The organism is Mesorhizobium sp. M8A.F.Ca.ET.181.01.1.1, assembly GCF_004792025.1.
Classification (GTDB): domain Bacteria; phylum Pseudomonadota; class Alphaproteobacteria; order Rhizobiales; family Rhizobiaceae; genus Mesorhizobium.
In genome coordinates, this window is record NZ_SRTV01000004.1 from 168,754 (window position 1) to 187,801 (window position 19,048).

Annotated in this window: 18 protein-coding genes; 10 read left to right on the forward strand and 8 right to left on the reverse strand. The window is 63.5% G+C overall.

Translation table 11 applies throughout. The features are described 5' to 3' along the window. Positions 1-2 precede the first annotated feature (2 nt). From EN824_RS16645 to EN824_RS16690, 9 genes are all read left to right on the forward strand, one after another. Positions 3-1,202 carry a 2-aminoethylphosphonate--pyruvate transaminase gene (locus tag EN824_RS16645; RefSeq protein WP_135865400.1) on the forward strand — a complete coding sequence of 400 codons (1,200 nt, stop codon included), beginning with the start codon at positions 3-5 and terminating at the stop codon, positions 1,200-1,202. A gap of 24 nt (positions 1,203-1,226) precedes the next feature. Continuing rightward, entirely contained in the window at positions 1,227-2,486 is a 1,260-nt protein-coding gene (gene phnA, locus EN824_RS16650) for a phosphonoacetate hydrolase (RefSeq protein WP_135932528.1), read from the forward strand. 259 nt (positions 2,487-2,745) lie between these two features. After that, positions 2,746-4,203: a phosphonoacetaldehyde dehydrogenase gene (phnY, locus tag EN824_RS16660; RefSeq protein WP_135932529.1), complete on the forward strand. Its 1,458-nt coding sequence runs from the start codon at positions 2,746-2,748 to the stop codon at positions 4,201-4,203. A 71-nt stretch (positions 4,204-4,274) separates the two neighbouring features. Continuing rightward, on the forward strand, positions 4,275-5,633 hold the full coding sequence (locus EN824_RS16665; RefSeq protein WP_135932530.1) for an aspartate aminotransferase family protein: 1,359 nt from the start codon (positions 4,275-4,277) through the stop codon (positions 5,631-5,633). A 1-nt stretch (position 5,634) separates the two neighbouring features. Continuing rightward, positions 5,635-6,645 (forward strand): NAD(P)-dependent oxidoreductase, encoded by a 1,011-nt coding sequence (locus EN824_RS16670; RefSeq protein ID WP_135932531.1) that lies wholly within the window; start codon positions 5,635-5,637, stop codon positions 6,643-6,645. A gap of 254 nt (positions 6,646-6,899) precedes the next feature. After that, complete coding sequence (locus EN824_RS16675) at positions 6,900-7,928, forward strand: 2-aminoethylphosphonate ABC transporter substrate-binding protein (protein ID WP_135932532.1); 1,029 nt, start codon at positions 6,900-6,902, stop codon at positions 7,926-7,928. 32 nt (positions 7,929-7,960) lie between these two features. Beyond that, a complete protein-coding gene (locus EN824_RS16680) occupies positions 7,961-9,106 on the forward strand; it encodes an ATP-binding cassette domain-containing protein (protein ID WP_127870519.1) in 1,146 nt (381 codons plus the stop codon). Then, the gene (locus EN824_RS16685; RefSeq protein WP_135932533.1) at positions 9,099-9,959 is read left to right on the forward strand and encodes a 2-aminoethylphosphonate ABC transporter permease subunit; all 861 of its coding nucleotides are present in this window, start codon (positions 9,099-9,101) and stop codon (positions 9,957-9,959) included. The genes EN824_RS16680 and EN824_RS16685 overlap by 8 nt, the downstream gene beginning before the upstream one ends. Before the next feature lie 2 nt (positions 9,960-9,961). After that, entirely contained in the window at positions 9,962-10,759 is a 798-nt protein-coding gene (locus EN824_RS16690) for an ABC transporter permease subunit (RefSeq protein WP_135932534.1), read from the forward strand. Between the two features lie 10 nt (positions 10,760-10,769). Here EN824_RS16690 and EN824_RS16695 read toward each other — a convergent pair whose 3' ends face one another. From EN824_RS16695 to EN824_RS16730, 8 genes are all read right to left on the reverse strand, one after another. Next, entirely contained in the window at positions 10,770-11,225 is a 456-nt protein-coding gene (locus tag EN824_RS16695; protein WP_189522199.1) for a MaoC/PaaZ C-terminal domain-containing protein, read from the reverse strand. Next, a complete protein-coding gene (locus EN824_RS16700) occupies positions 11,222-12,307 on the reverse strand; it encodes a Gfo/Idh/MocA family oxidoreductase (RefSeq protein WP_127870522.1) in 1,086 nt (361 codons plus the stop codon). The genes EN824_RS16695 and EN824_RS16700 overlap by 4 nt, the downstream gene beginning before the upstream one ends. After that, a complete protein-coding gene (locus tag EN824_RS16705; protein WP_135932536.1) occupies positions 12,300-12,629 on the reverse strand; it encodes an L-rhamnose mutarotase in 330 nt (109 codons plus the stop codon). Before EN824_RS16705 ends, EN824_RS16700 begins: the two co-directional genes overlap by 8 nt. A gap of 10 nt (positions 12,630-12,639) precedes the next feature. Further along, a complete protein-coding gene (locus EN824_RS16710; RefSeq protein ID WP_135932537.1) occupies positions 12,640-13,752 on the reverse strand; it encodes a mandelate racemase/muconate lactonizing enzyme family protein in 1,113 nt (370 codons plus the stop codon). 5 nt (positions 13,753-13,757) lie between these two features. Next, a complete protein-coding gene (gene ugpC / locus EN824_RS16715) occupies positions 13,758-14,855 on the reverse strand; it encodes a sn-glycerol-3-phosphate ABC transporter ATP-binding protein UgpC (RefSeq protein ID WP_135932538.1) in 1,098 nt (365 codons plus the stop codon). 4 nt (positions 14,856-14,859) lie between these two features. Then, on the reverse strand, positions 14,860-15,726 hold the full coding sequence (locus EN824_RS16720) for a carbohydrate ABC transporter permease (protein ID WP_127279176.1): 867 nt from the start codon (positions 15,724-15,726) through the stop codon (positions 14,860-14,862). A 17-nt stretch (positions 15,727-15,743) separates the two neighbouring features. Continuing rightward, complete coding sequence (locus EN824_RS16725) at positions 15,744-16,640, reverse strand: sugar ABC transporter permease (protein ID WP_127279177.1); 897 nt, start codon at positions 16,638-16,640, stop codon at positions 15,744-15,746. 119 nt (positions 16,641-16,759) lie between these two features. Then, positions 16,760-18,079, reverse strand: a complete 1,320-nt coding sequence (locus EN824_RS16730) for a sugar ABC transporter substrate-binding protein (RefSeq protein WP_127870526.1) — start codon at positions 18,077-18,079, stop codon at positions 16,760-16,762. 168 nt (positions 18,080-18,247) lie between these two features. On the opposite strand from EN824_RS16730, the gene EN824_RS16735 reads away from it, so the two are divergent. Continuing rightward, positions 18,248-19,033: an IclR family transcriptional regulator gene (locus EN824_RS16735; protein WP_127870527.1), complete on the forward strand. Its 786-nt coding sequence runs from the start codon at positions 18,248-18,250 to the stop codon at positions 19,031-19,033. Positions 19,034-19,048 lie beyond the last annotated feature (15 nt).

The following is a 19,048-nucleotide window of genomic DNA, read 5'->3' on the forward strand; positions in this document are numbered from 1 at the left end:
TCATGCTTGCCGAGACGAAATTTGCCGCGGAGCCGCTGGCCAGGCCGGCCCTGGGCGAGCCTTACCTTTTGACCCCCGGGCCGCTCACCACGGCCTATTCGGTCAAGCAGGCGATGTTGCGCGACTGGGGATCCTGGGACGGCGACTTCCGCGCCATGACATCAGACATGCGCCGCCGCCTGCTGGCGCTGACCGGCGACACGAAAGGCGAGTTCGACTGTGTGCCGATGCAAGGCAGCGGTTCCTTCTGCGTCGAGGCGATGCTGGGCTCGTTCGTGCCCAGTGATGGCAAGGTTCTGGTGCTGGCCAACGGCGCCTATGGCCTGCGCGCCGCGCAGACCATGCAGTATCTCGGCCGCGCCTATACGCTGATCGACAAGGGCGACTACCTGCCGCCGCGCGGCGACGAGGTGGCGGCCGCGCTCGAGGCTGATCCTGCGATCACGCATGTCATCGCCATTCATTGCGAGACCAGCTCCGGCATTTTGAACCCTGTCGCCGAGATCGCCGAAGCAGTCCATGCCAAGGGTCGCAAACTGCTGGTCGATTCCATGAGTGCCTTCGGCGCAGTCGCGCTCGACGTCAACGAGATCCGTTACGAGGCGATGGTGTCGTCGGCCAACAAATGCATCGAGGGCGTGCCCGGCTTCGGCTTCATCATCGCCCGCAAGAGCGAACTCGAAGCAGCCAAGGGGCGCAGCCATTCCCTGTCGCTCGACGTTCACGCGCAATGGGCGCACATGAACAAGACCGGCCAGTGGCGCTACACGCCGCCGACGCATGTCGTCGCCGCCTTCCTGGAGGCGCTGCGCCAGCACGAGGCTGAAGGTGGCGTCGCCGGCCGTGGCGCCCGCTATGTCAAGAACCGCGACGTCATGGTGGCGGGCATGCGCGAACTCGGCTTCGAGACGCTGCTTAGGGACCGCTGGCTGTCGCCGATCATCGTCACCTTCTTCAACCCGGCCCACGCCAACTTCGCCTTCGATCGTTTCTACGAACTGATGAAGGACAAGGGCTTCATCATCTATCCCGGCAAACTGACGGTCGTGGATTCCTTCCGCGTCGGCTGCATCGGCCAGATGGACGAACATGTCATGCGCCGCGTCGTCGAGGCGGCGGCGCAATCGCTTGATGAAATGGGCGTCGACACCGCCGCTCCACCCGCGGCGGCAATCGCCGAGCGCGCCAAACTCGCCGCCTGAAGCGGCCGTTTTCGAGGATTTTTGATGAACCAGATGTCTCCCATCAACGTCGCGGTCAATGGCCGCACCTACGCCTGGCCGCGCGTGCCGGCCATCGCCATCTGCCTTGACGGCTGCGAGCCGGCCTATCTTGACGAGGCGATCAGGGCCGGGCTGATGCCGGCCCTGGTCAGGATCAAGCAGAAGGGCATGGTGCGCTTTGCGCACTCGGTCATTCCGAGCTTCACCAACCCCAACAATTTGTCGATCGCCACCGGTCGCCCGCCCTCGGTGCACGGCATTTGCGGCAACTATCTCTACGAGCGCGAGACCGGCAAGGAAGTGATGATGAACGACCCGCGTTTCCTGCGCGCGCCGACCATTTTTCAGGCCTTCTACGACGCCGGCGCCAAGGTCGCGGTGGTGACCGCCAAGGACAAGCTGCGTGCGCTGCTCGGCAAGGGCCTCGCCTTCGACGAAGGCCGCGCGCTGTGCTTCTCGGCTGAAAAGTCGGACACCACGACAGTGGCCGAGCACGGCATCGACAATGCCTCGAAGCATTTCGGCCTGCCTGTGCCGGAAGTCTATTCGGCCGAACTGTCGGAATTCGTCTTCGCCGCCGGCGTTCAGCTGCTCAGGGAATTCCGCCCCGACATCATGTACCTGACGACGACCGATTATGTGCAGCACAAATATGCGCCCGGCGTGCCGCAGGCCAATGCCTTCTACGAAATGTTCGACAAGTACCTGACCGAGCTCGATGCGCTGGGCGCGGCGATCGTCGTCACCGCCGACCATGGCATGAAGCCCAAGCACAAGGCGGACGGTTCGCCCGACGTCGTCTACGTCCAGGACCTGCTCGACGAATGGCTGGGCAAGGACGCCGCCCGCGTCATCCTGCCGATCACCGACCCCTATGTGGTGCATCACGGCGCTCTCGGCTCTTTCGCCACCGCCTATTTGCCTGATGGCGCTGATCAGGCCGGCATCATGGCGCGGCTGGCCAAGATCGACGGCATCATGCTGGTCGTCGACAGCCCTGATGCCTGCGAGCGCTTCGAACTGCCGGCCGACCGCATCGGCGACATCGTGCTGATCTCGACGGAGAACAAGACGATCGGCACATCAGAACATCGCCACGATCTGGCGGCGCTGAACGAGCCGCTGCGCTCGCATGGCGGGCTGACCGAGCAGGAGGTGCCGTTCATCGTCAACCGCGTGCTGCCGGATCTGCCCAATGAGCCGACCTTGCGCAATTTCGACGCCTTCTACTACGCGACGATGGCGGCGGCGCTGGCGGGCTGAGTGAGTTGGATCGCCAGCAGCGTGTAGCCGTCCATGATGGTGCTGGTCGACCCCCACTCCGGCCCTTCGGGCCACCTCTCCCCCGATCGACGGGGGAGAGGAAGGGCGCTGAGTTCGCCGGCCTTGGCTTTCCTCTCCCTCCGGAGGGGGGAGAGGTGGCGCCGCGAAGCGGCGACGGAGTGGGGGAAGCCGGAGCCGAAACGCGATGACCTAGCCGACAAAAGATCAATGTTGCTCACTGAGCACAGGGAAGACTCACATGACCCAACTTGACCCTGCCATCAAAGTTCGCCACGAGCCGATGCGTATCGCCGGCAAGAAGGTCGATGCCGACGGCATCGTCGAGGTGCGCTACCCCTGGAACGACACTGTTATCGGCACCGTGCCAGCCGGCCGTGCCGAGCATGCGCGAAAAGCTTTCGAGATCGCCGCCGGCTACCGGTCGAAGCTGACCCGCTACGAGCGCCAGCAGATCCTGTTCCGCACGGCGGAAGCACTGGCGTCGCGCCGGGAAGAAATTTCCGATCTCATCACGCTCGAGCTCGGCATCTCCAAGACGGATTCGCTCTACGAAGTCGGCCGCGCCTATGACGTGTTCACGCTGTCGGCGCAGATGTGCATCCAGGACGATGGCCAGATCTTCTCCTGCGACCTCACCCCGCTCGGCAAGGCGCGCAAGATCTTCACCACCCGTGAGCCGCTGAAGGCGATCTCGGCGATCACGCCTTTCAACCACCCGCTCAACATGGTCTCGCACAAGGTGGCGCCGGCCATCGCCACCAACAATTGCGTAGTCGTCAAGCCGACCGAGCTGACGCCGATGACGGCGCTGCTGTTGGCCGACATTCTCTACGAAGCCGGCTTGCCGCCGGAAATGCTGTCGGTGGTGACGGGATGGCCGGTCGACATCGGCAACGAGATGATCACCAACGAGAATATCGATCTGATCACCTTCACCGGCGGCGTGCCGGTCGGCAAGATGATCGCCCGCACCGCCGGCTACAAGCGCCAGGTGCTGGAACTCGGCGGCAACGATCCGCTGATCATCCTCAATGATCTCTCCGACGAGGATCTGGCAAAGGCGGCGGACCTGGCAGTGGCCGGAGCGACGAAAAACTCCGGCCAGCGCTGCACGGCGGTCAAGCGCATCCTGGTCCAGCAAAGCATCGCCGACCGCTTCGTGCCGCTGGTGCTGGAGCGCGCGAAGAAGATCCGCTTCGGCGACCCGATGGACCGCTCCACCCATCTCGGCACCGTCGTCCACGAGAAGGCGGCGGCACTGTTCGAAACCCGCGTTCACATGGCCGCTGAGCAAGGCGCCGACATCCTCTACAATCCCGGCCGTCGTGGTGCATTGCTGCCGCCGATCGTCGTCGACCGCGTGCCGCATAAATCCGAACTGGTGATGGAAGAAACCTTCGGGCCGATCATCCCGATCGTGCGCGCGCCCGATGACGACGAGGCGCTGATCGCGCTCTCCAACTCGACCGCCTTCGGCTTGTCGTCGGGCGTCTGCACCAACTCGTTTCCCCGCATGCAGAAATACATTGCCGGCTTGCAGGTCGGCACCGTCAACATCTGGGAAGTGCCGGGCTACCGCATCGAGATGTCGCCCTTCGGCGGCATCAAGGATTCGGGCAATGGCTACAAGGAAGGCGTCATCGAAGCGATGAAGAGCTACACCAATGTGAAGACATTTTCGCTGCCCTGGTCCTGACCAGGCGCGACCGACGGACAGAAAACAGAGGGAGCGGCCAACGCTCCCTCATTCGCGTTTCGGAGATGATGATGGCCGCGATATCCGAGCTTGTGCATACAGAGGGCGATTCCAACACCACGGCGGCGCGCGGCCGCTGGGATGCCGGCCAGGACGATCCCCGCATTCGCGGCCTGCTCGATCGCGATGCCGCCGCCTTCATGCACCAGAGCCTGTCCAGCCCGTGCCTCTCGACGATCGCCAAGGCAGAAGGCATCTGGATCAAGGATACCGCCGGCCGCCGTTTCATGGATTTCCACGGCAACAGCGTCCACCATCTCGGCTACGGCCACCCGAGATTGGTGGCGGCGATCAAGAGACAGCTCGACGAACTCTGCTTCGCGCCGCGCCGCTTTACCTGCGAGCCCGCCGTCGAACTGGCGGAGAGACTGGCGGCCCTCGCGCCTGGCGACCTCGGCAAGGTGCTGTTCACCACCGGCGGCTCGGATGCCATCGAGGTCGCGCTGAAGATCGCGCGCGCCGCGACCGGCCGTTTCAAGACGGTGTCGTTCTGGGACGCCTTCCACGGCGCCGGCTTTGGCGCGGCAAGCGTCGGCGGCGAGGCGACCTTTCGCTCGCACATATCAGGTCCGATGATGACCGGCACCGAGCATGTCGCGCCCTGGGACGGCTATCGCTGCCCCTATGGCCACGATTCCCTAGAGGCTTCTGGGCTCGCTTGCGCCAACATGATCGCCTATGTGCTCGGCCGCGAGCAGGATGTGGCGGCGGTCGTTGCCGAGCCGATGCGCGCGACGCCCAATCCGCCGCCGCCCGGTTTCTGGAAGCGGGTGCGCGAAGCCTGCGACCGGCATGGCACGCTGCTGATCTTCGACGAAATCCCAACCGGCCTCGGCAAGACCGGAAAATTCTTCGCCCACGAACATGACGGCGTTACGCCCGACATCGTCGTCCTCGGCAAGTCGCTGGGCGGCGGCATCCTGCCGATCGCCGCCGTCATCGCGCGCCGCGACCTCGACGTCACCGGCGGCTTCGCCATCGGTCACTACACCCATGAGAAGAACCCGGTGACGACGCGCGCCGCGCTGACGACCATCGACATCATCCTGGAGGACGGGCTGGTCGAGCGTTCGGCCGAACTTGGCCGGCATATGCTTGGACGGATGCAGGACCTGATGGCGCGTTCGCCCCATGTCGGCGATGTCAGGGGCAGGGGACTGATGGTCGGGGTCGAACTGGTCGAGGATCGCGCCTCGCGCCAGCCGGCACGCGACCTCGCCGAACGCGTCTTCTACGCCTGCCTGGAACAGGGACTGAGCTTCAAGGTCAGCCAAGGCAACGTGCTGACACTCTCGCCGCCATTGGTCATTTCAAAGACCGATCTCGACCGGGCGCTCGACATCGTCGAGGCCGCGGTGCTGGCGGCCTGACATGAAGGCCGTCCGCACAGATCGCGAACTCGAATGTCCTGAAATCGATGCCGGCTTGCGGGCGAGGGGCGTCGACCTGGTGACGTTGCCGGACGGCATTCCCGAAGCCGATCTCATAAAAGCAGTGGCCGACGCCGATCTTCTGCTCATGTGCTACACGCCGATCACCGCGCGGGTGATAGACGCGGCGCCAAGGCTGAAGGGCATCGTGAAATATGGCGTCGGTATCGATGCAATCGACATCGCCGCCGCGATGCGACGTGGTATTCCCGTGGTCAACGTGCCCGAATATGCCGAGGAAACCGTTGCCGAAGGCGCCTTCGCGCTGATGATCGCGCTCGCCAAGCGGCTGCCTGCGATCACGCAGGCAATGTCGCGCGATGGCTGGATCTGGCCCGACCAACGCTGGCTGGGGCGTGATATTTCCGGCGCCACGCTTGGGCTCGTCGGCTGCGGCAAGATCGGCCGCAGCATGGCGCGCATTGCAGGCCAGGGATTCCGCGCACGCGTCCTTGGCTTTGATCCCGCTGTCGATGCAGCGACAATGCGCGCCGCCGGCATCGAGAAGGCCGACGACCTCCATGCCATGCTGGGCGCCTGCGATTTCATTTCCATCCATTGCGTTCTGAACGACCAGACACGCGGCCTGATCGGCAAGCATGAGCTCGCCTGCCTCAAACCCTCGGCCATCATCGTCAATGTCTCGCGCGGTGCGTTGATCGATGAGGCGGCCCTCGTCGAGGCGATCGTCGCCGGTCGCATCGGTGGTGCCGGGCTCGACGTCTATTCGGCGGAGCCGCTGTCGAAGTCAGGCCATCCGATGAGTGTGCTGTTCGGTCGCGACAATGTGATCCTTTTTCCGCATCTCACCTTCTTCACGCATGAGGCGATGCGCCGGCTCGAGGACGACACGCTCGCGCGGTGTTTCGAGATCCTCGAAGGCAGGCCGGTGACCGTCCGCTCGCATGATCCGCGATTGCGGGCGCAGACGGCAGGTATTGCGTTCGGCTGATAAGCGAGATTTTTCAAGCTGATAGCTGCCCCCGGCGCAGTCACATTCATGGCCACGACGTGGATGCGACAGTTCCGTGACAAATATCAGAAGAAGTTTGGCTCTCATAAAATAAATAGATTTTACTTATCGATCGCCGATCCCCAGAGTTGTCACAACGAAGACATCCAACCGGCTCAACGTCCGTCAGAGACCCAAGGCCGGGTGATCCTAGTGCATCGCAGAATGTGCCTTCAATCAAAGGGGAACTGGTCATGAAATCAAGAAACGCAACCATGGTCGCGGCCTTCGCCGCATTGCTTGCATCGGCGGCCCTCGTCGGGCCGGCGCTCGCCGACGGCGTCGTCACCGTCTACTCCGCCGATGGCCTGCATGATGGCAATGGCAGCTGGTACGAGACCGAATTCGCCGCCTTCACCAAGGCCACCGGCGTTACCGTTCAGTATATCGAGGCAGGTTCGGGCGGCGTTGTCGAGCGCGTCGCTAAGGAAAAATCTAACCCGCAGGCCGACGTGCTTGTGACCTTGCCGCCCTTCATCCAGCGCGCCGCCGCCGACGGCCTGTTGCAGGACTACAAGCCGGAGGCCGCATCCCAGATCGACGGTGGCACCGACAAGTATCGGCCGCTGGTCAACAATTACATGAACTTCATCTACAACAGCGCCGTGCTGTCGGAAGCGCCGAAGAGCTACAACGATCTGCTCGATCCGAAGTTCAAGGGCAAGATCCAGTATTCGACCCCCGGCCAGGCCGGTGACGGCACCGCCGTCATGCTGCAGGTCATTCATGCCTTCGGCGGCGAGGACGCCGGCTTCGAGTTCATGAAGAAGCTGCAGGACAACAATGTCGGCCCATCCGCCTCGACTGGCAAGCTGACCGCACTGGTCAACAAGGGCGAGCTGCACGTCGCCAATGGCGACCTTCAGATGAACATGTCGCAGATGGCCGACAATCCCAACATCAAGGTGTTCTGGCCGGCGGGGCCTGACGGCGTGCGCTCCACCTTCGCGCTGCCCTACGAAATCGGGCTGGTCACCGGTGCGCCCAATGCCGACAACGGCAAGAAGCTGATCGATTTCCTGCTGTCCAAGGAAGCCCAGTCGACTGTAAGCTCGATTGCCATCGGCTTGCCCGCCCGCAAGGACGTGACGCCCTCCGACGCCAACTTCGCCAAGCTGCAGGAGGCCATGAAGGGCCTGACCATCTGGTCGCCGAACTGGGACGAGGCGCTGAGCAAGCTGCCCGACTACGTCAAGAAATGGAACGAAGCGACCGGAAGTTGATCCGCCAAGGAAACAGTCCGGAGAACAACGCCATGTCGGCAGCCGCCTTCACGGGTTCCGAAGTCACGGATATCGACGCCGCGAAAGTTCGCGGCGCCGGTTCCAACGTCCACTTCGACAAGGTCGTTGTCGCCTACGGCGCACACGTGGTCCTGCATCCGCTGACCCTCGACATCGCGCCGGGCGAAATCCTGGCGATGATCGGCCCCTCCGGTTCGGGCAAGACCACGGCACTGCGCGCTGTTGCCGGCTTCGTGCGGCCGAGAAGCGGCCGCATCCGTATCGGCGCCACCGACGTGACCGATCTGCCGCCCTACGAACGCGGGCTCGGCATGGTGGTGCAGAACTACGCGCTGTTTCCGCATATGCGGGTCGAGGACAACGTCGCCTTTGGCCTGCGGGCACAAGGCGCCGACAAGGCGCTTATCGGCGAACGGGTGAAGGATGCGCTCGCCACCGTCGGCATGGCGACGTTTGCCCGGCGTTATCCACGCGAACTTTCGGGCGGCCAGCAGCAGCGCGTCGCGATTGCCCGCGCCCTTGCGGTGCGGCCACGCGTGCTCCTGCTCGACGAGCCGCTCTCGGCGCTCGACGCGCAGATCCGCCGCAACATGGTTGAGGAAATCGCCCGGCTGCACCGCAGCCTGCCCGGCCTCACCATCCTCTACGTCACGCATGACCAGACCGAGGCACTGACGCTTGCCGACAAGATCGCCATCATGCGTGACGGCAGGGTCTGTTCGCATGGGCCGACGACCGAACTCTATCGCCGCCCGCCAAACCGTTTTACCGCCGAGTTCCTCGGCCGCGCCAACCTTCTGCCGGTGACGGTTGCCGAAGCTGCCGGCCCGAAAGGCTTTGCCACGGCAAGGCATGGTGATGCCGTGCTCACCAGTGCCGGTCGCGACGAGAAGGCCGGCGACAAGAGCCTGCTTTGCATCAGGCCGCAGCATCTGAGCCTCACGGCAGACAGCGAGCACACCAACCGCATTGTCGGCACGCTCAGGGAAGTGCACTGGCAGGGCGAACTCACCCATCTGGTTCTCGATGTCGATGGCACGCCGGTGCGCGTCTCGGCAACAAAGCTGCCTATGGCCCTGCCGGAACCCGGCACAAAGGTACCGCTGTTCTTTGCGCCAGCCGATACGTCGCTTCTTCCGGAAGACGCCGGTGTCTGAAGCGCTCGCCATTGGTGCTCCGACGGCCAGGAAGCGAGAGCCGGGCCGGCTGTGGATCGTGCCGCCGGCGGCCCTGCTGGCGCTGCTGTTCTTCTACCCGCTGGCGCTGATTGTACGTCAGGCCTTCCTCGACGACAGCGGTGTCGCCAATGTCGCGGAGATCGTCCGCGTCCTGCATTCGCGCTTCTTCCTCAACGCGCTCATCAACACGGTGACGATCTCGGTCACCGCGACGGCCGGATGCCTGATCGTCGGCCTGCTGCTGGCGCTGATCCTCGCCTTCGTGCCGTTTCCCGGCAGCGGCTTCGTAGCCCGGCTGATCGACACCTTCATCGCCCTGCCGACCTTCCTGGTGACGCTTGCCTTCACCTTCCTTTACGGCTCCGCCGGCATGCTCAACTCGGGGCTGATGGAGGCCTTCTCGCTGCCGCTGCCGCCTGTCGATTTCCTCTATTCGACCTGGGGCGTCGTGCTGGCGGAAGTCACGGTGTACACACCCTTCATCCTGCGGCCGCTGCTCGCCGCCTTTTCGCTGGTCGATCGCGGCCAGATCGAAGCGGCAAGCGTGCTTGGCGCCAGGCCGTTCCGCATTGTCCGCCAAGTCATCCTGCCGGCGGCGGTGCCCGCGCTCGTCGCTGGCGGCAGTCTCTGCCTGCTGCTCACCGTCAACGAATTTGGCATCGTGCTGTTCATCGGCGCCAAGGGCGTCATCACCCTGCCGCTGCTGATCTACGGCAAGGCGATCCAGGAATCGGCCTACCAGGTCGCCTGCATCATCGCCGTGGTCAACATCGCGCTGTCGCTCGGCTTGTTCGGTCTCTACCGGTTTGCCGCCGGCCGGTTGGGAGTCTAGCCATGCTGGTCTGGTCGCGCTCCGGCCGCTTGATCATCTGGGTGATCTTCGCGCTGATCTTCGGCGTGCTGTTCCTGGCGCCGCTGGCGGTCATCCTCTTGTCCAGCCTCGCCGACCAATGGAACGGCGTGCTTCCCAATGGCTTGACCACGGAGCACTATGCCGATGTCGCCAAGGGCGCGGCCTGGAACGCGGTCAAGGCGAGCCTCGTCACGGGCTTCGCGGCAAGCGCATTGGCGCTGGTCAGCGGTACCTGGGCGGCGTTGTCGCTTCGCCTGCAAGGGCCGGCCTTGAAGCGGCTGCTCGGCCTCTTGTTCTTCATCCCGAGCGCCGTGCCGTCGGTGTCCGTCGGCCTCGGCCTGCTGGTTGCGTTCAGCCATCCGCCGCTGTTGCTCAACGGCACGATCGCAATCGTCATGATCGCGCATTTCGTGCTGATCTCGGCTTTCACCTTCGGCAACGTCTCGGCGGGACTTGCGCGGCTGTCGCCCGACTTCGAGCAGGTCGCGTCAAGCCTTGGCGCGAGGCCAGCCTACCGGCTCTGGCATGTCACGCTGCCCTTGCTCGCGCCTTACCTGGTTGCAGCCTTCGGACTGAGCTTCGCGCTCTCCATGGGCGAGCTTGGCGCGACCGTGATGGTCTATCCGCCGGGCTGGGTGACGCTGCCGGTGTCGATCTTCTCGCTCACCGATCGTGGTGACATCTTTGCCGGGGCCGCGCTCACCATGATCCTGGTGGCGGCGACGCTGGTCCTGCTGCTTGGGCTGGAGCGCATCACCAAGCGTGCCACCGGTTCGTAGGCGCTGAAGCTCAGCTCTGCGCCGGCTGCCGTTCGACGATGTAGATATGGTCGGCCGCCAGCACCACCTCGCCGCGCTGGTTGATGACCTCGCATCGCTCGATCACGCGTCCCGACCCAGGCCGCTTCGGATCGTCCTCCTTGGCCACGATGGTGGTGCGCGTACGGATCGTGTCGCCGATGAACACCGGCTTGATGAAGCGCAGCCGGTCATAGCCATAGGAAAAGGCGACAGGGTTGATCACGTTCGCCGTCAGCCCGATGCCGACCGAGAACACCAGCGTGCCATGCGCGATGCGCTGGCCGAACGGCGTCGCCTTCATGAATTCGGCGTCCATGTGGTGCGGGAAGAAATCGCCGGTGTGGCCGGCATGAACGATGAAGTCGGTCTCGGTGATGGTGCGGCCGCTGGTGAGGCGTGACGAGCCGATCTCGTAGTCCTCGAAATAGGTGATCTGTTCCATCAGGGCCTTTCCGCGATCGGCGTCGCAGGCGCCGCGCTCGAACGATAGGCCGCTTCCACCAGCGCCATTGTGTTCCAGGCGTCGTCGACCGAGCTGATCAACTCATCGTCTTCGCCTGATGCAAAGCGCTGGACATTGGCCATGCGGCCGACGAAGGCGTCGGGAAACCATTCGCCGGCCAAAGGCACTGATATCCAATCGCTCCCGCCTTTCGGATAGATCTCCAGAATATCCGGCTCGCCCTTGGGATAGTCGAGGTTGAGGCCGAGCTTCAGATAGGCCGCACCCTCGGTGCCGCTGATGCGAAACTCGCAGGCCTGGTGCCGGCGCCCGAACTTGTGGTCGTGGTTGATCGACAGCGCGCAGCGCACCGTGTCGCCATAGTCGAGAATGGCACTGGTGCGCGTCTGCGCCACCTTATGGTTGGGGTGGCCAAGCGTCTTGGCATGCACGCCCTTGGGATCGCCGAGCAATTGCCGGATCAGGTCGAGATAGTGGATCGAGTGCATGGCGATCTCGACGCGCGGCGCCTTGAGCAGGAATTCCCACAACTGCCACGGCGTCGCCAGCGCCAGCCAGGCGTCGAAGTCGACGACCTCGCCGAGCCAACCCTTGGCGATTGCGTCCTTCAGCGCCAGCATCATCGGCGCGAAGCGCAGCTGGAAATTCACCGCCGCCTTGAGCTTCTTGGCGCGGCAGATTTCGAGGATTTCGGTTGCTTCGCCGAGATAGTTGCCCATCGGCTTCTGGATCAGTGCGAACGCACCGTCGGGCAGAGCCTTCAGGATCTCGGCATGCCGCCCCGGTGGCGTTGCCAGATCGAAGATCGCGTCCTTCACTGCAGCGGCTTCTTCCGCCGAACGGAACGCCGTCACACCCCATGTGTCGGCCAGGACCCGCGCCTTGGCCTGGTCCGGATCATAGAGGCCGGCGATCTGAAATCCCGCCTTCCGGTACGCGGGAAAATGCGCATCGCCGACGATGGAGCCGGCGCCGAAGGTGACGATCGGCCGGGACTTTGAGGGTTTGGGCCAGGACTGGACGAGCGAGGCAGGGTCGAAACCGCCCTCAGTCCCTTCAGTCATGGTGAAAAACCTCGTCCATCTCGGCCCACCACTCGCCCTCCTTGCGTGTCGCCAGCGGCTCCTGACAAGGTATGCAGACCGCCCACCACTCCTGCGTCCTGGGATCAGCGCCCATCTTGGCCATGTCGGCGGCATAATCGGTGCCATGGTATTCGAAATTGGAAAACAGCAGGTTCTCCGGCCTTTTCAGGTAGATCGAGTAGTTCTTGATGTTGCAGGCCGAAATCATTGTCAGCACGTCAGGCCAGACAGCGGCGTGCAGGCGGACATATTCCTCGACCTTTTCCGGTTTTAGCCCCAGTACAAATCCCATCCGCTGCATATCAGCTCCCTTATGCCGTGATCGCCTTGGTGAATTCGGCGATGCTCATGCTCTTCACCGCGTCCCAGTCCCAATCGATGCCGATACCCGGTTCGTCGGGCGCCAGCGCGTGCCCATCCTCGATGCGCATGCGCTTGCCGGTCAACTGGTCGAGTTGCGGAATGTACTCGACATACCTGCCGTTCTGAACAGCGCAGGTCAGGCTGACATGCAATTCCATAAGAAAATGCGGGCAGACCGGAATGTCGAAGGCCTCCGCCGCATGGGCGATCTTGAGCCAGGGCGTGATGCCGCCGATGCGGCCGACATCAACCTGCACGATCGAGCAGGCGCCCTTCTGCATGTATTCCCGGAAATGGCGGACGGAATAGAGCGACTCGCCGATCGCGATCGGCGTCGGCGTCGAGTTCGACAGCCTGATATGCCCGTCTATGTCGTCGGCCGGCAGCGGCTCCTCGATCCAGGCGAGGTCGAGTTCGCGCAACCTTGCCGCACGCCGGATCGCCTCGTCGACCGAAAATCCCTGATTGGCGTCGGTCATGATCTCATAGCCGTCGCCCACCGCCTTGCGCACCGCCGACAGGCGCGCAAGATCCTCGGACCCATGCGGCCTGCCGATCTTTACCTTCGAGCCGCGAAATCCCTTGGCCTTGGCAGCGAGCGCATCATCGACCAGCGCCTGCGTTTCGATGTGCAGCCAGCCGCCCTCGGTCGTGTAGAGCGGGCAGCGGTCCTTGGCGCCACCGGCCAGTTTCCACAGCGGCAGGTTCTGCTTCTTCGCCCTGAGATCCCAGAGCGCCGTGTCGATCGCCGCGATGGCGATGGCGGTGATGGCGCCGATCGTGGTCGCATGCGTGGCGAATTCGAGATCGTGCCAGATCGCCTCGATCATGTCGGGGTCGCGGCCGATCAGGCGCGGCGCCAGATGGTCGCACAAGAGCCGCATCACCGAGGAACCGCCAGTGCCGATCGTGTAGCTGTAGCCGGTGCCGACCGCGCCGTCGGAATCGGTGATCGTCACGATTGGCGTTTCCTGGCTGACGAAACTTTGGATAGCGTCGGTGCGCTTGACCTTGGGCACAAGGTCCACCATCCGCAACTCTATCTTTTCGATCTTGGCCATGTCCGTCATGTCCGCAAAGTCTTGCCGGTGTCGGCGGCAAACAGATGCGCCTGTGACAGGTCGAGGCTCATCGCCACTTGTTCGCCCGGCTTCAGCGGTCGCGGGTTCAACATGCGCGAGACCCAGTCGCTGCCGTTGAACTCGACGAACACCAGCGTCTCGTTGCCGAGCGGTTCGGTGACGGTGATCGGCAGTTCGATCTGATGCACGTCGGCGGCACCACCGGAGCTGATGCCATGGCCGGTCGGATAGATGTCGTCGGGCCGCAGCCCGAACACGACCTTGTCGCCGGTGGCGACGTTGGCCTTGAACCGGGCGGGCAAAGGCAGCTTTTCGCCGCTGGCGAAAACCAGTCGGCCATTGTCGACCGTCGCCTCGTGCAGGTTCATCGGCGGCGAGCCGATGAAGCCGGCGACGAAGCGTGTCGCCGGCCGCCGGAATACTTCGTCGGGCGTGCCGACCTGTTCGATGTGGCCGTCGCGCATGATGACGATGCGGTCGGCAAGCGTCATCGCCTCGACCTGGTCGTGGGTGACGTAGATCACCGTCGATTGCACCTTGGCGTGCAGCTTCTTGATCTCGGTGCGCATCTGCGTGCGCAGTTTGGCGTCGAGGTTGGAGAGCGGCTCGTCGAACAGGAAGACATCGGGATCGCGCACGATGGCGCGACCCATGGCGACGCGCTGGCGCTGGCCACCGGAGAGTTGCGACGGGCGGCGGTCTAGGAGTGTGTCGAGGCCGAGGATGGCCGAAGCCTCGGCAACGCGGCGGTCCATGTCTTCCTTGGCTGCCCCGGCGATCTTGAGCGAAAAGCCTAGATTCTCGCGCACCGTCATATGCGGGTAGAGCGCGTAGGACTGGAACACCATGGAGATGTTGCGCGAGCGCGGCGGCAAATCGTTGACGACGCGCCCGCCGATCTCGATCGAGCCGGCGCTGATCTCTTCCAGCCCGGCGATCATGCGCAGCGTCGTCGACTTGCCGCAGCCGGACGGGCCGACCAGCGCGATGAATTCGCGGTCGGTAATATCGAGATCGATGCCATGCACGATCCCGATATTGCCGTAGCGCTTGGTCAGTTTTTTGAGGGAAACCGTTGCCATGGGGTCAGCCTTTCACCGCGCCGGAGGTCAGGCCGCCGACAAGGTGTTTCTGGACAATGTAAGTGAGGGTGAGCGCCGGAATGATCATCACCACGGCGAGCGCGCACATGCCACGCCAGTCGATGGTGAACTCGGCCGTGTAGTCGAGCAGGCCGACCGGCAGCGTCTTGGCGCTGACCGAGCGGGTCAGTTGCGAGGCCAGTGCGAACTCGTTCCAGCAGGTCAGGAAGGCAAAGATTGCCGCCGACGCAATGCCCGGGCCGGCAAGCGGAAACTCGACTTGCCAGAAGGCCTGCCAGCGCGTGCAGCCGTCGATTTGCGCCGCTTCCGCAAGGTCCTTCGGCACCTGGCGGAAGAAGCCGTCGATCAGCCAGATGGTGAAAGGCACGTTGAGCGCGACATAGGCGAGGATCAGGCCGAAATGCGTGTCGATGATGCCGAGCCGCACATAGAGGAAGAACAGCGGCAGCGACAGCGCGATGCCCGGCACCGTGCGCGTCAGCATCAGTCCGAGGAAAACGCCGGATTTGCCGCGGAAGCGGTAACGCGCGAAGGCATAGCCGCCGGCCATGCCGATGGCGACCGCGATCACCGTCGAGGTCACGGAGATGATCAGCGAGTTGCGGAAATATTCGATGACCGGGATGCCGCCCTTGCCGATGCCTGAGAACATCGCGACATAGGCGTCGAACGAGATATCCTGCGGGATCCACACCGGCGGCTTGGCCATGATCTCGACCGTCGGCCGCAGCGACGACAGCACGATCCAGAGGCCGGGCAGGCAGATGGTCAGCATCGCCAGGAACAGGCCGACGCGATAGACGATACCAAAGAGCCGGCGCTTCAGGCGGGCGGAAGAATTCTCGTCCATTTTCACCACTCCGCCCTTCACCACTCAGCGCCGATCTGCGTGCGCGCCGCGGCGAGCTTGTTGAAGAAATAGACGGTGAAGGCGATCGACAGCAGGATCGAGAAATAGGCCATGGCGTTGGCCATGCCCATGCGTCCATCGCTGTAGGCGGTGCGGGCCACCAGCGTCCAGAGCAGTTCAGTGCGGCCCGCTGGCCCGCCGTCGGTCATGATCTTGACGATGTCATAGGCGCGCGCGACGTCGAGCGAGCGGATGGTCATGGCGATGTAGGCGAAGGGCATGACGAAAGGCCACGTCACATAGCGGAATGTCTGCCACGGGGTGCAGCCATCGACGCGCGCCGCCTCGATCGGCTCCTTGGGCATGGCGAGCAGCCCGGCGAGGATCAGGATGGCGAAGATCGCCGTCGAGGACCAGATCTCGGCAATCGAGATGGCGATGAAGGCGAGATGGCCTTCGATCAGCCAGGGGATGGCATCCCTGGTGATGCCAAGCGACTGCAGGGCGTTGTTCACCAGGCCGATATTGTCGTTGAACATGAACTTGAACTGGAAGCCGACGAGGATCGGCGAGAACATCATCGGAAACATCATCAGAGTGCGCAGGATGCGCTGCCCGCGCGTCGCCTTCTCGACCAGCATCGCCAGGCCGAGGCCAAGCAGCATTTCGAGATTGAGCGCGATCGTCAGCAGCAGAACCGTGCGCCCGAACGCCCACCAGAAATCGGTGTTGCCTAGGATCAAAAGATAGTTGCGGAAACCGACGAAGACGAAAAACGTCTCGGGCTTGGTCAGCCGGAACGGCGTGAAGCTGGAATAGAGCGAGAGCAGCAACGGCACCACGACGACCGCCGCCAGCACGATGATAGCCGGAAGCAGCAGCAGGAATGGCGCGGATGGCTTGAAGCCCTTCATCGGGGTCCTTTGGTGTCTGGCATGCAATGTTGGGCCGAGGCCCGATCCGGTGAACAGTACCGGCAAGACGCGATCGCCTCCCCCATTCACGATGGGAGAGGCGGCCTTTGGAGCATTGGTTAGAGTTTGCCGGCGTCCTGCAGGATCTGCGTCGCCTTGGCGGCGGCTTCATCCAGTGCCTGCTTGGAGGTCTTGTCGCCGAGGATCGCGGCCTGCAGCTCGGGATAGACGGCGTTCGAAATCTCGATCCACTCGGGCGTCTGCGGCACGGCAAAGGCGTGCTTGGCTTCTTCCTGGAAAGCCGACAGAACCTCCTTCTTGTAGGGATCGTTGGCCGCCTGCTGCAGGTCCCAGTCCCAGACCGCGCTGCGGGTCGGCAGCGGGCCGGCGGCGGCCTCGAACTTCTGGCTGTCCTCGTTGGTCAGCCACCACACCAGCGATGCGGCAGCCTCCTTGTTCGGGCAGTTCTCGGTCACCGAGAATCCATGGAAGCCCGACCAGCCGGTGCGTACTCCGGCGGAGCCTTTCGGCGCGACCTTGACGCCGACATTGCCGGCGACCTTCGACGACTTCGGATCGTTGAAGAAGCCTGCCCAGCCCGGCCAGTCCAAATTGATGGCGACGGTGCCGGAGGCAAAGCCCTGGCCGAGATCGTCCCAGAGATAGTTGGTGGTGCCGGCCGGAACGGCCTTGGCCTTGTAGAGGTTGACGAACCAGTCGAGTGCCCGGATGCCAGCCTCGGAATTGAAGACGGGCTTGCCGTCCTTGTCGAGATATTCGCCGCCCTCGGCGACAACCATCTCGTAGAAGCGGCCGTTGATCGCCTCTTCCTTGCCGGCGAATTGCGTGCCGTAGAAATTGGGCGGATTGGCGAAGAACTCGGCCTGGTCGGTGACTTCCTTCCAGGTGTCCGGCGGCACCAGGTCATAGCCGTATTTCGCCTTGAACTTGGTCTTGTTGTCGGCGTTCTCGTACAGGCTCTTCTGGTAGTAGAGGGCCGAAACGTCGAACTGCGCGCGCGGCAGCATCTCCAGCTTGCCGTCGATGGTTGCCGCCTTGATGGTCGAGGGTACGAAGGCGTCGATCTCCGACTTCGGCAGCAGTTTGCTGAGGTCGGTGTAGAGGCCCGTATATTGCGGCGCGAACGAGGAGTGGTTCCAGCCGACGCACCAATTGGTGCTGCCCGAGGCGATGTCGGACTTCAATTCCTTGTCGATGTCGAAGCCGTTCTTCTTGGTCAGGATGTTGACCTTGGCGCCCGTCGCCTTCTCCCATTCGGGTATGCGCTCGTAGAGCTTTTCATATTGCTGGCCGCCGATCAGCTTCACGTCGACGGTCACGCCCTCGAACTTGCCGGGCAGGTCGCCGGCAAGGGCTGCGCCTGCGCCTGACGCAAGCACCAATGCGCCGGCGCACACGCCGGAAAGCAGTCTGTTCATCGATATCCTCCCTGGGTGCGCCTCGGTGGCGCCCGCAACTCGTCACGTGACAAAAGATGCTACATTCATATACAAACAAAACATTCATACGTACGTCAAGGCGAAATTTGTTTCCGCCGGCTGCGTTCCTGCGTATATGAAGAGCTGAATTCACTGGAGGGATGAGCCATGGACGACAGCGAAGACGAGCGCTACCGCGCGCCGGCGCTCGACAAGGGGCTCGACATCCTCGAACTGCTGGCCGGCGTCGACGGAGGCCTGACCCAGGCCGAAATCGCCAAGAAGCTCGACCGCAGCCCCAATGAATTCTACCGCATGCTGGACCGGCTGGTGCGGCGCGGCTACGTCACGCGGCTCGATGGCGACCGCTATTCGCTGACACTGAAGCTGTTTGGCCTGGCCCAGTTGCACGCGCCGGTGCGGCGGTTGGTTTCCTATGCGACGCCGCTGATGCGCGAGCTTGCCGAGACCTCGCAGCAGGCCAACCAACTCGTTGTTTTTGATCGCGGTTCCGCCGTGGTGATCGGCCAGCAGGAAGCGCCGAATTACTGGGGCATCTCGATCCGCGTCGGTTCCCACATCAGCCTGTTCGACACCGGTTCGGGCCACGTCCTGCTCGCCTTCCGTTCGCCGGAAGAGCGCCAGATGATGATTTCCGAGCACGTCCGCAGCACTGACAAGACGGCGCAGCCGGCCGAGTTCTTCGCCCGTCTCGACCAGATCCGCGACCGCGGCTACGAGATGATGGCTTCCATGCAGACGGCAGGCGTCTTCAACCTCTCGGCCCCGGTGCGCGGTTCCGACGGCAAGGCCATCGCGGCGCTATCCATCCCCTACATCACGGTGGTCAATGCGCCGTCCGCGCCCGATATCACACGGACCATCGAGCTGTTGCTGGCAACCTGCGAAAAGCTGTCGCATCTGGCCGGGTCGGCTGTCGGCTCAGCGGCGTGAATTCTTATTTGAATG

Bases quoted from the DNA above. Each gene is read 5' to 3' on its own strand.
- EN824_RS16645 (WP_135865400.1), top strand. From the start codon at position 3: ATGCTTGCCGAGACGAAATTTGCCGCGGAGCCGCTGGCCAGGCCGGCC.
- phnA (WP_135932528.1), top strand. From the start codon at position 1,227: ATGAACCAGATGTCTCCCATCAACGTCGCGGTCAATGGCCGCACCTAC.
- phnY (WP_135932529.1), top strand. From the start codon at position 2,746: ATGACCCAACTTGACCCTGCCATCAAAGTTCGCCACGAGCCGATGCGT.
- EN824_RS16665 (WP_135932530.1), top strand. From the start codon at position 4,275: ATGGCCGCGATATCCGAGCTTGTGCATACAGAGGGCGATTCCAACACC.
- EN824_RS16670 (WP_135932531.1), top strand. From the start codon at position 5,635: ATGAAGGCCGTCCGCACAGATCGCGAACTCGAATGTCCTGAAATCGAT.
- EN824_RS16675 (WP_135932532.1), top strand. From the start codon at position 6,900: ATGAAATCAAGAAACGCAACCATGGTCGCGGCCTTCGCCGCATTGCTT.
- EN824_RS16680 (WP_127870519.1), top strand. From the start codon at position 7,961: ATGTCGGCAGCCGCCTTCACGGGTTCCGAAGTCACGGATATCGACGCC.
- EN824_RS16690 (WP_135932534.1), top strand. From the start codon at position 9,962: ATGCTGGTCTGGTCGCGCTCCGGCCGCTTGATCATCTGGGTGATCTTC.
- EN824_RS16700 (WP_127870522.1), bottom strand. From the start codon at position 12,307: ATGACTGAAGGGACTGAGGGCGGTTTCGACCCTGCCTCGCTCGTCCAG.
- EN824_RS16705 (WP_135932536.1), bottom strand. From the start codon at position 12,629: ATGCAGCGGATGGGATTTGTACTGGGGCTAAAACCGGAAAAGGTCGAG.
- EN824_RS16710 (WP_135932537.1), bottom strand. From the start codon at position 13,752: ATGGCCAAGATCGAAAAGATAGAGTTGCGGATGGTGGACCTTGTGCCC.
- ugpC (WP_135932538.1), bottom strand. From the start codon at position 14,855: ATGGCAACGGTTTCCCTCAAAAAACTGACCAAGCGCTACGGCAATATC.
- EN824_RS16720 (WP_127279176.1), bottom strand. From the start codon at position 15,726: ATGGACGAGAATTCTTCCGCCCGCCTGAAGCGCCGGCTCTTTGGTATC.
- EN824_RS16725 (WP_127279177.1), bottom strand. From the start codon at position 16,640: ATGAAGGGCTTCAAGCCATCCGCGCCATTCCTGCTGCTGCTTCCGGCT.
- EN824_RS16730 (WP_127870526.1), bottom strand. From the start codon at position 18,079: ATGAACAGACTGCTTTCCGGCGTGTGCGCCGGCGCATTGGTGCTTGCG.
- EN824_RS16735 (WP_127870527.1), top strand. From the start codon at position 18,248: ATGGACGACAGCGAAGACGAGCGCTACCGCGCGCCGGCGCTCGACAAG.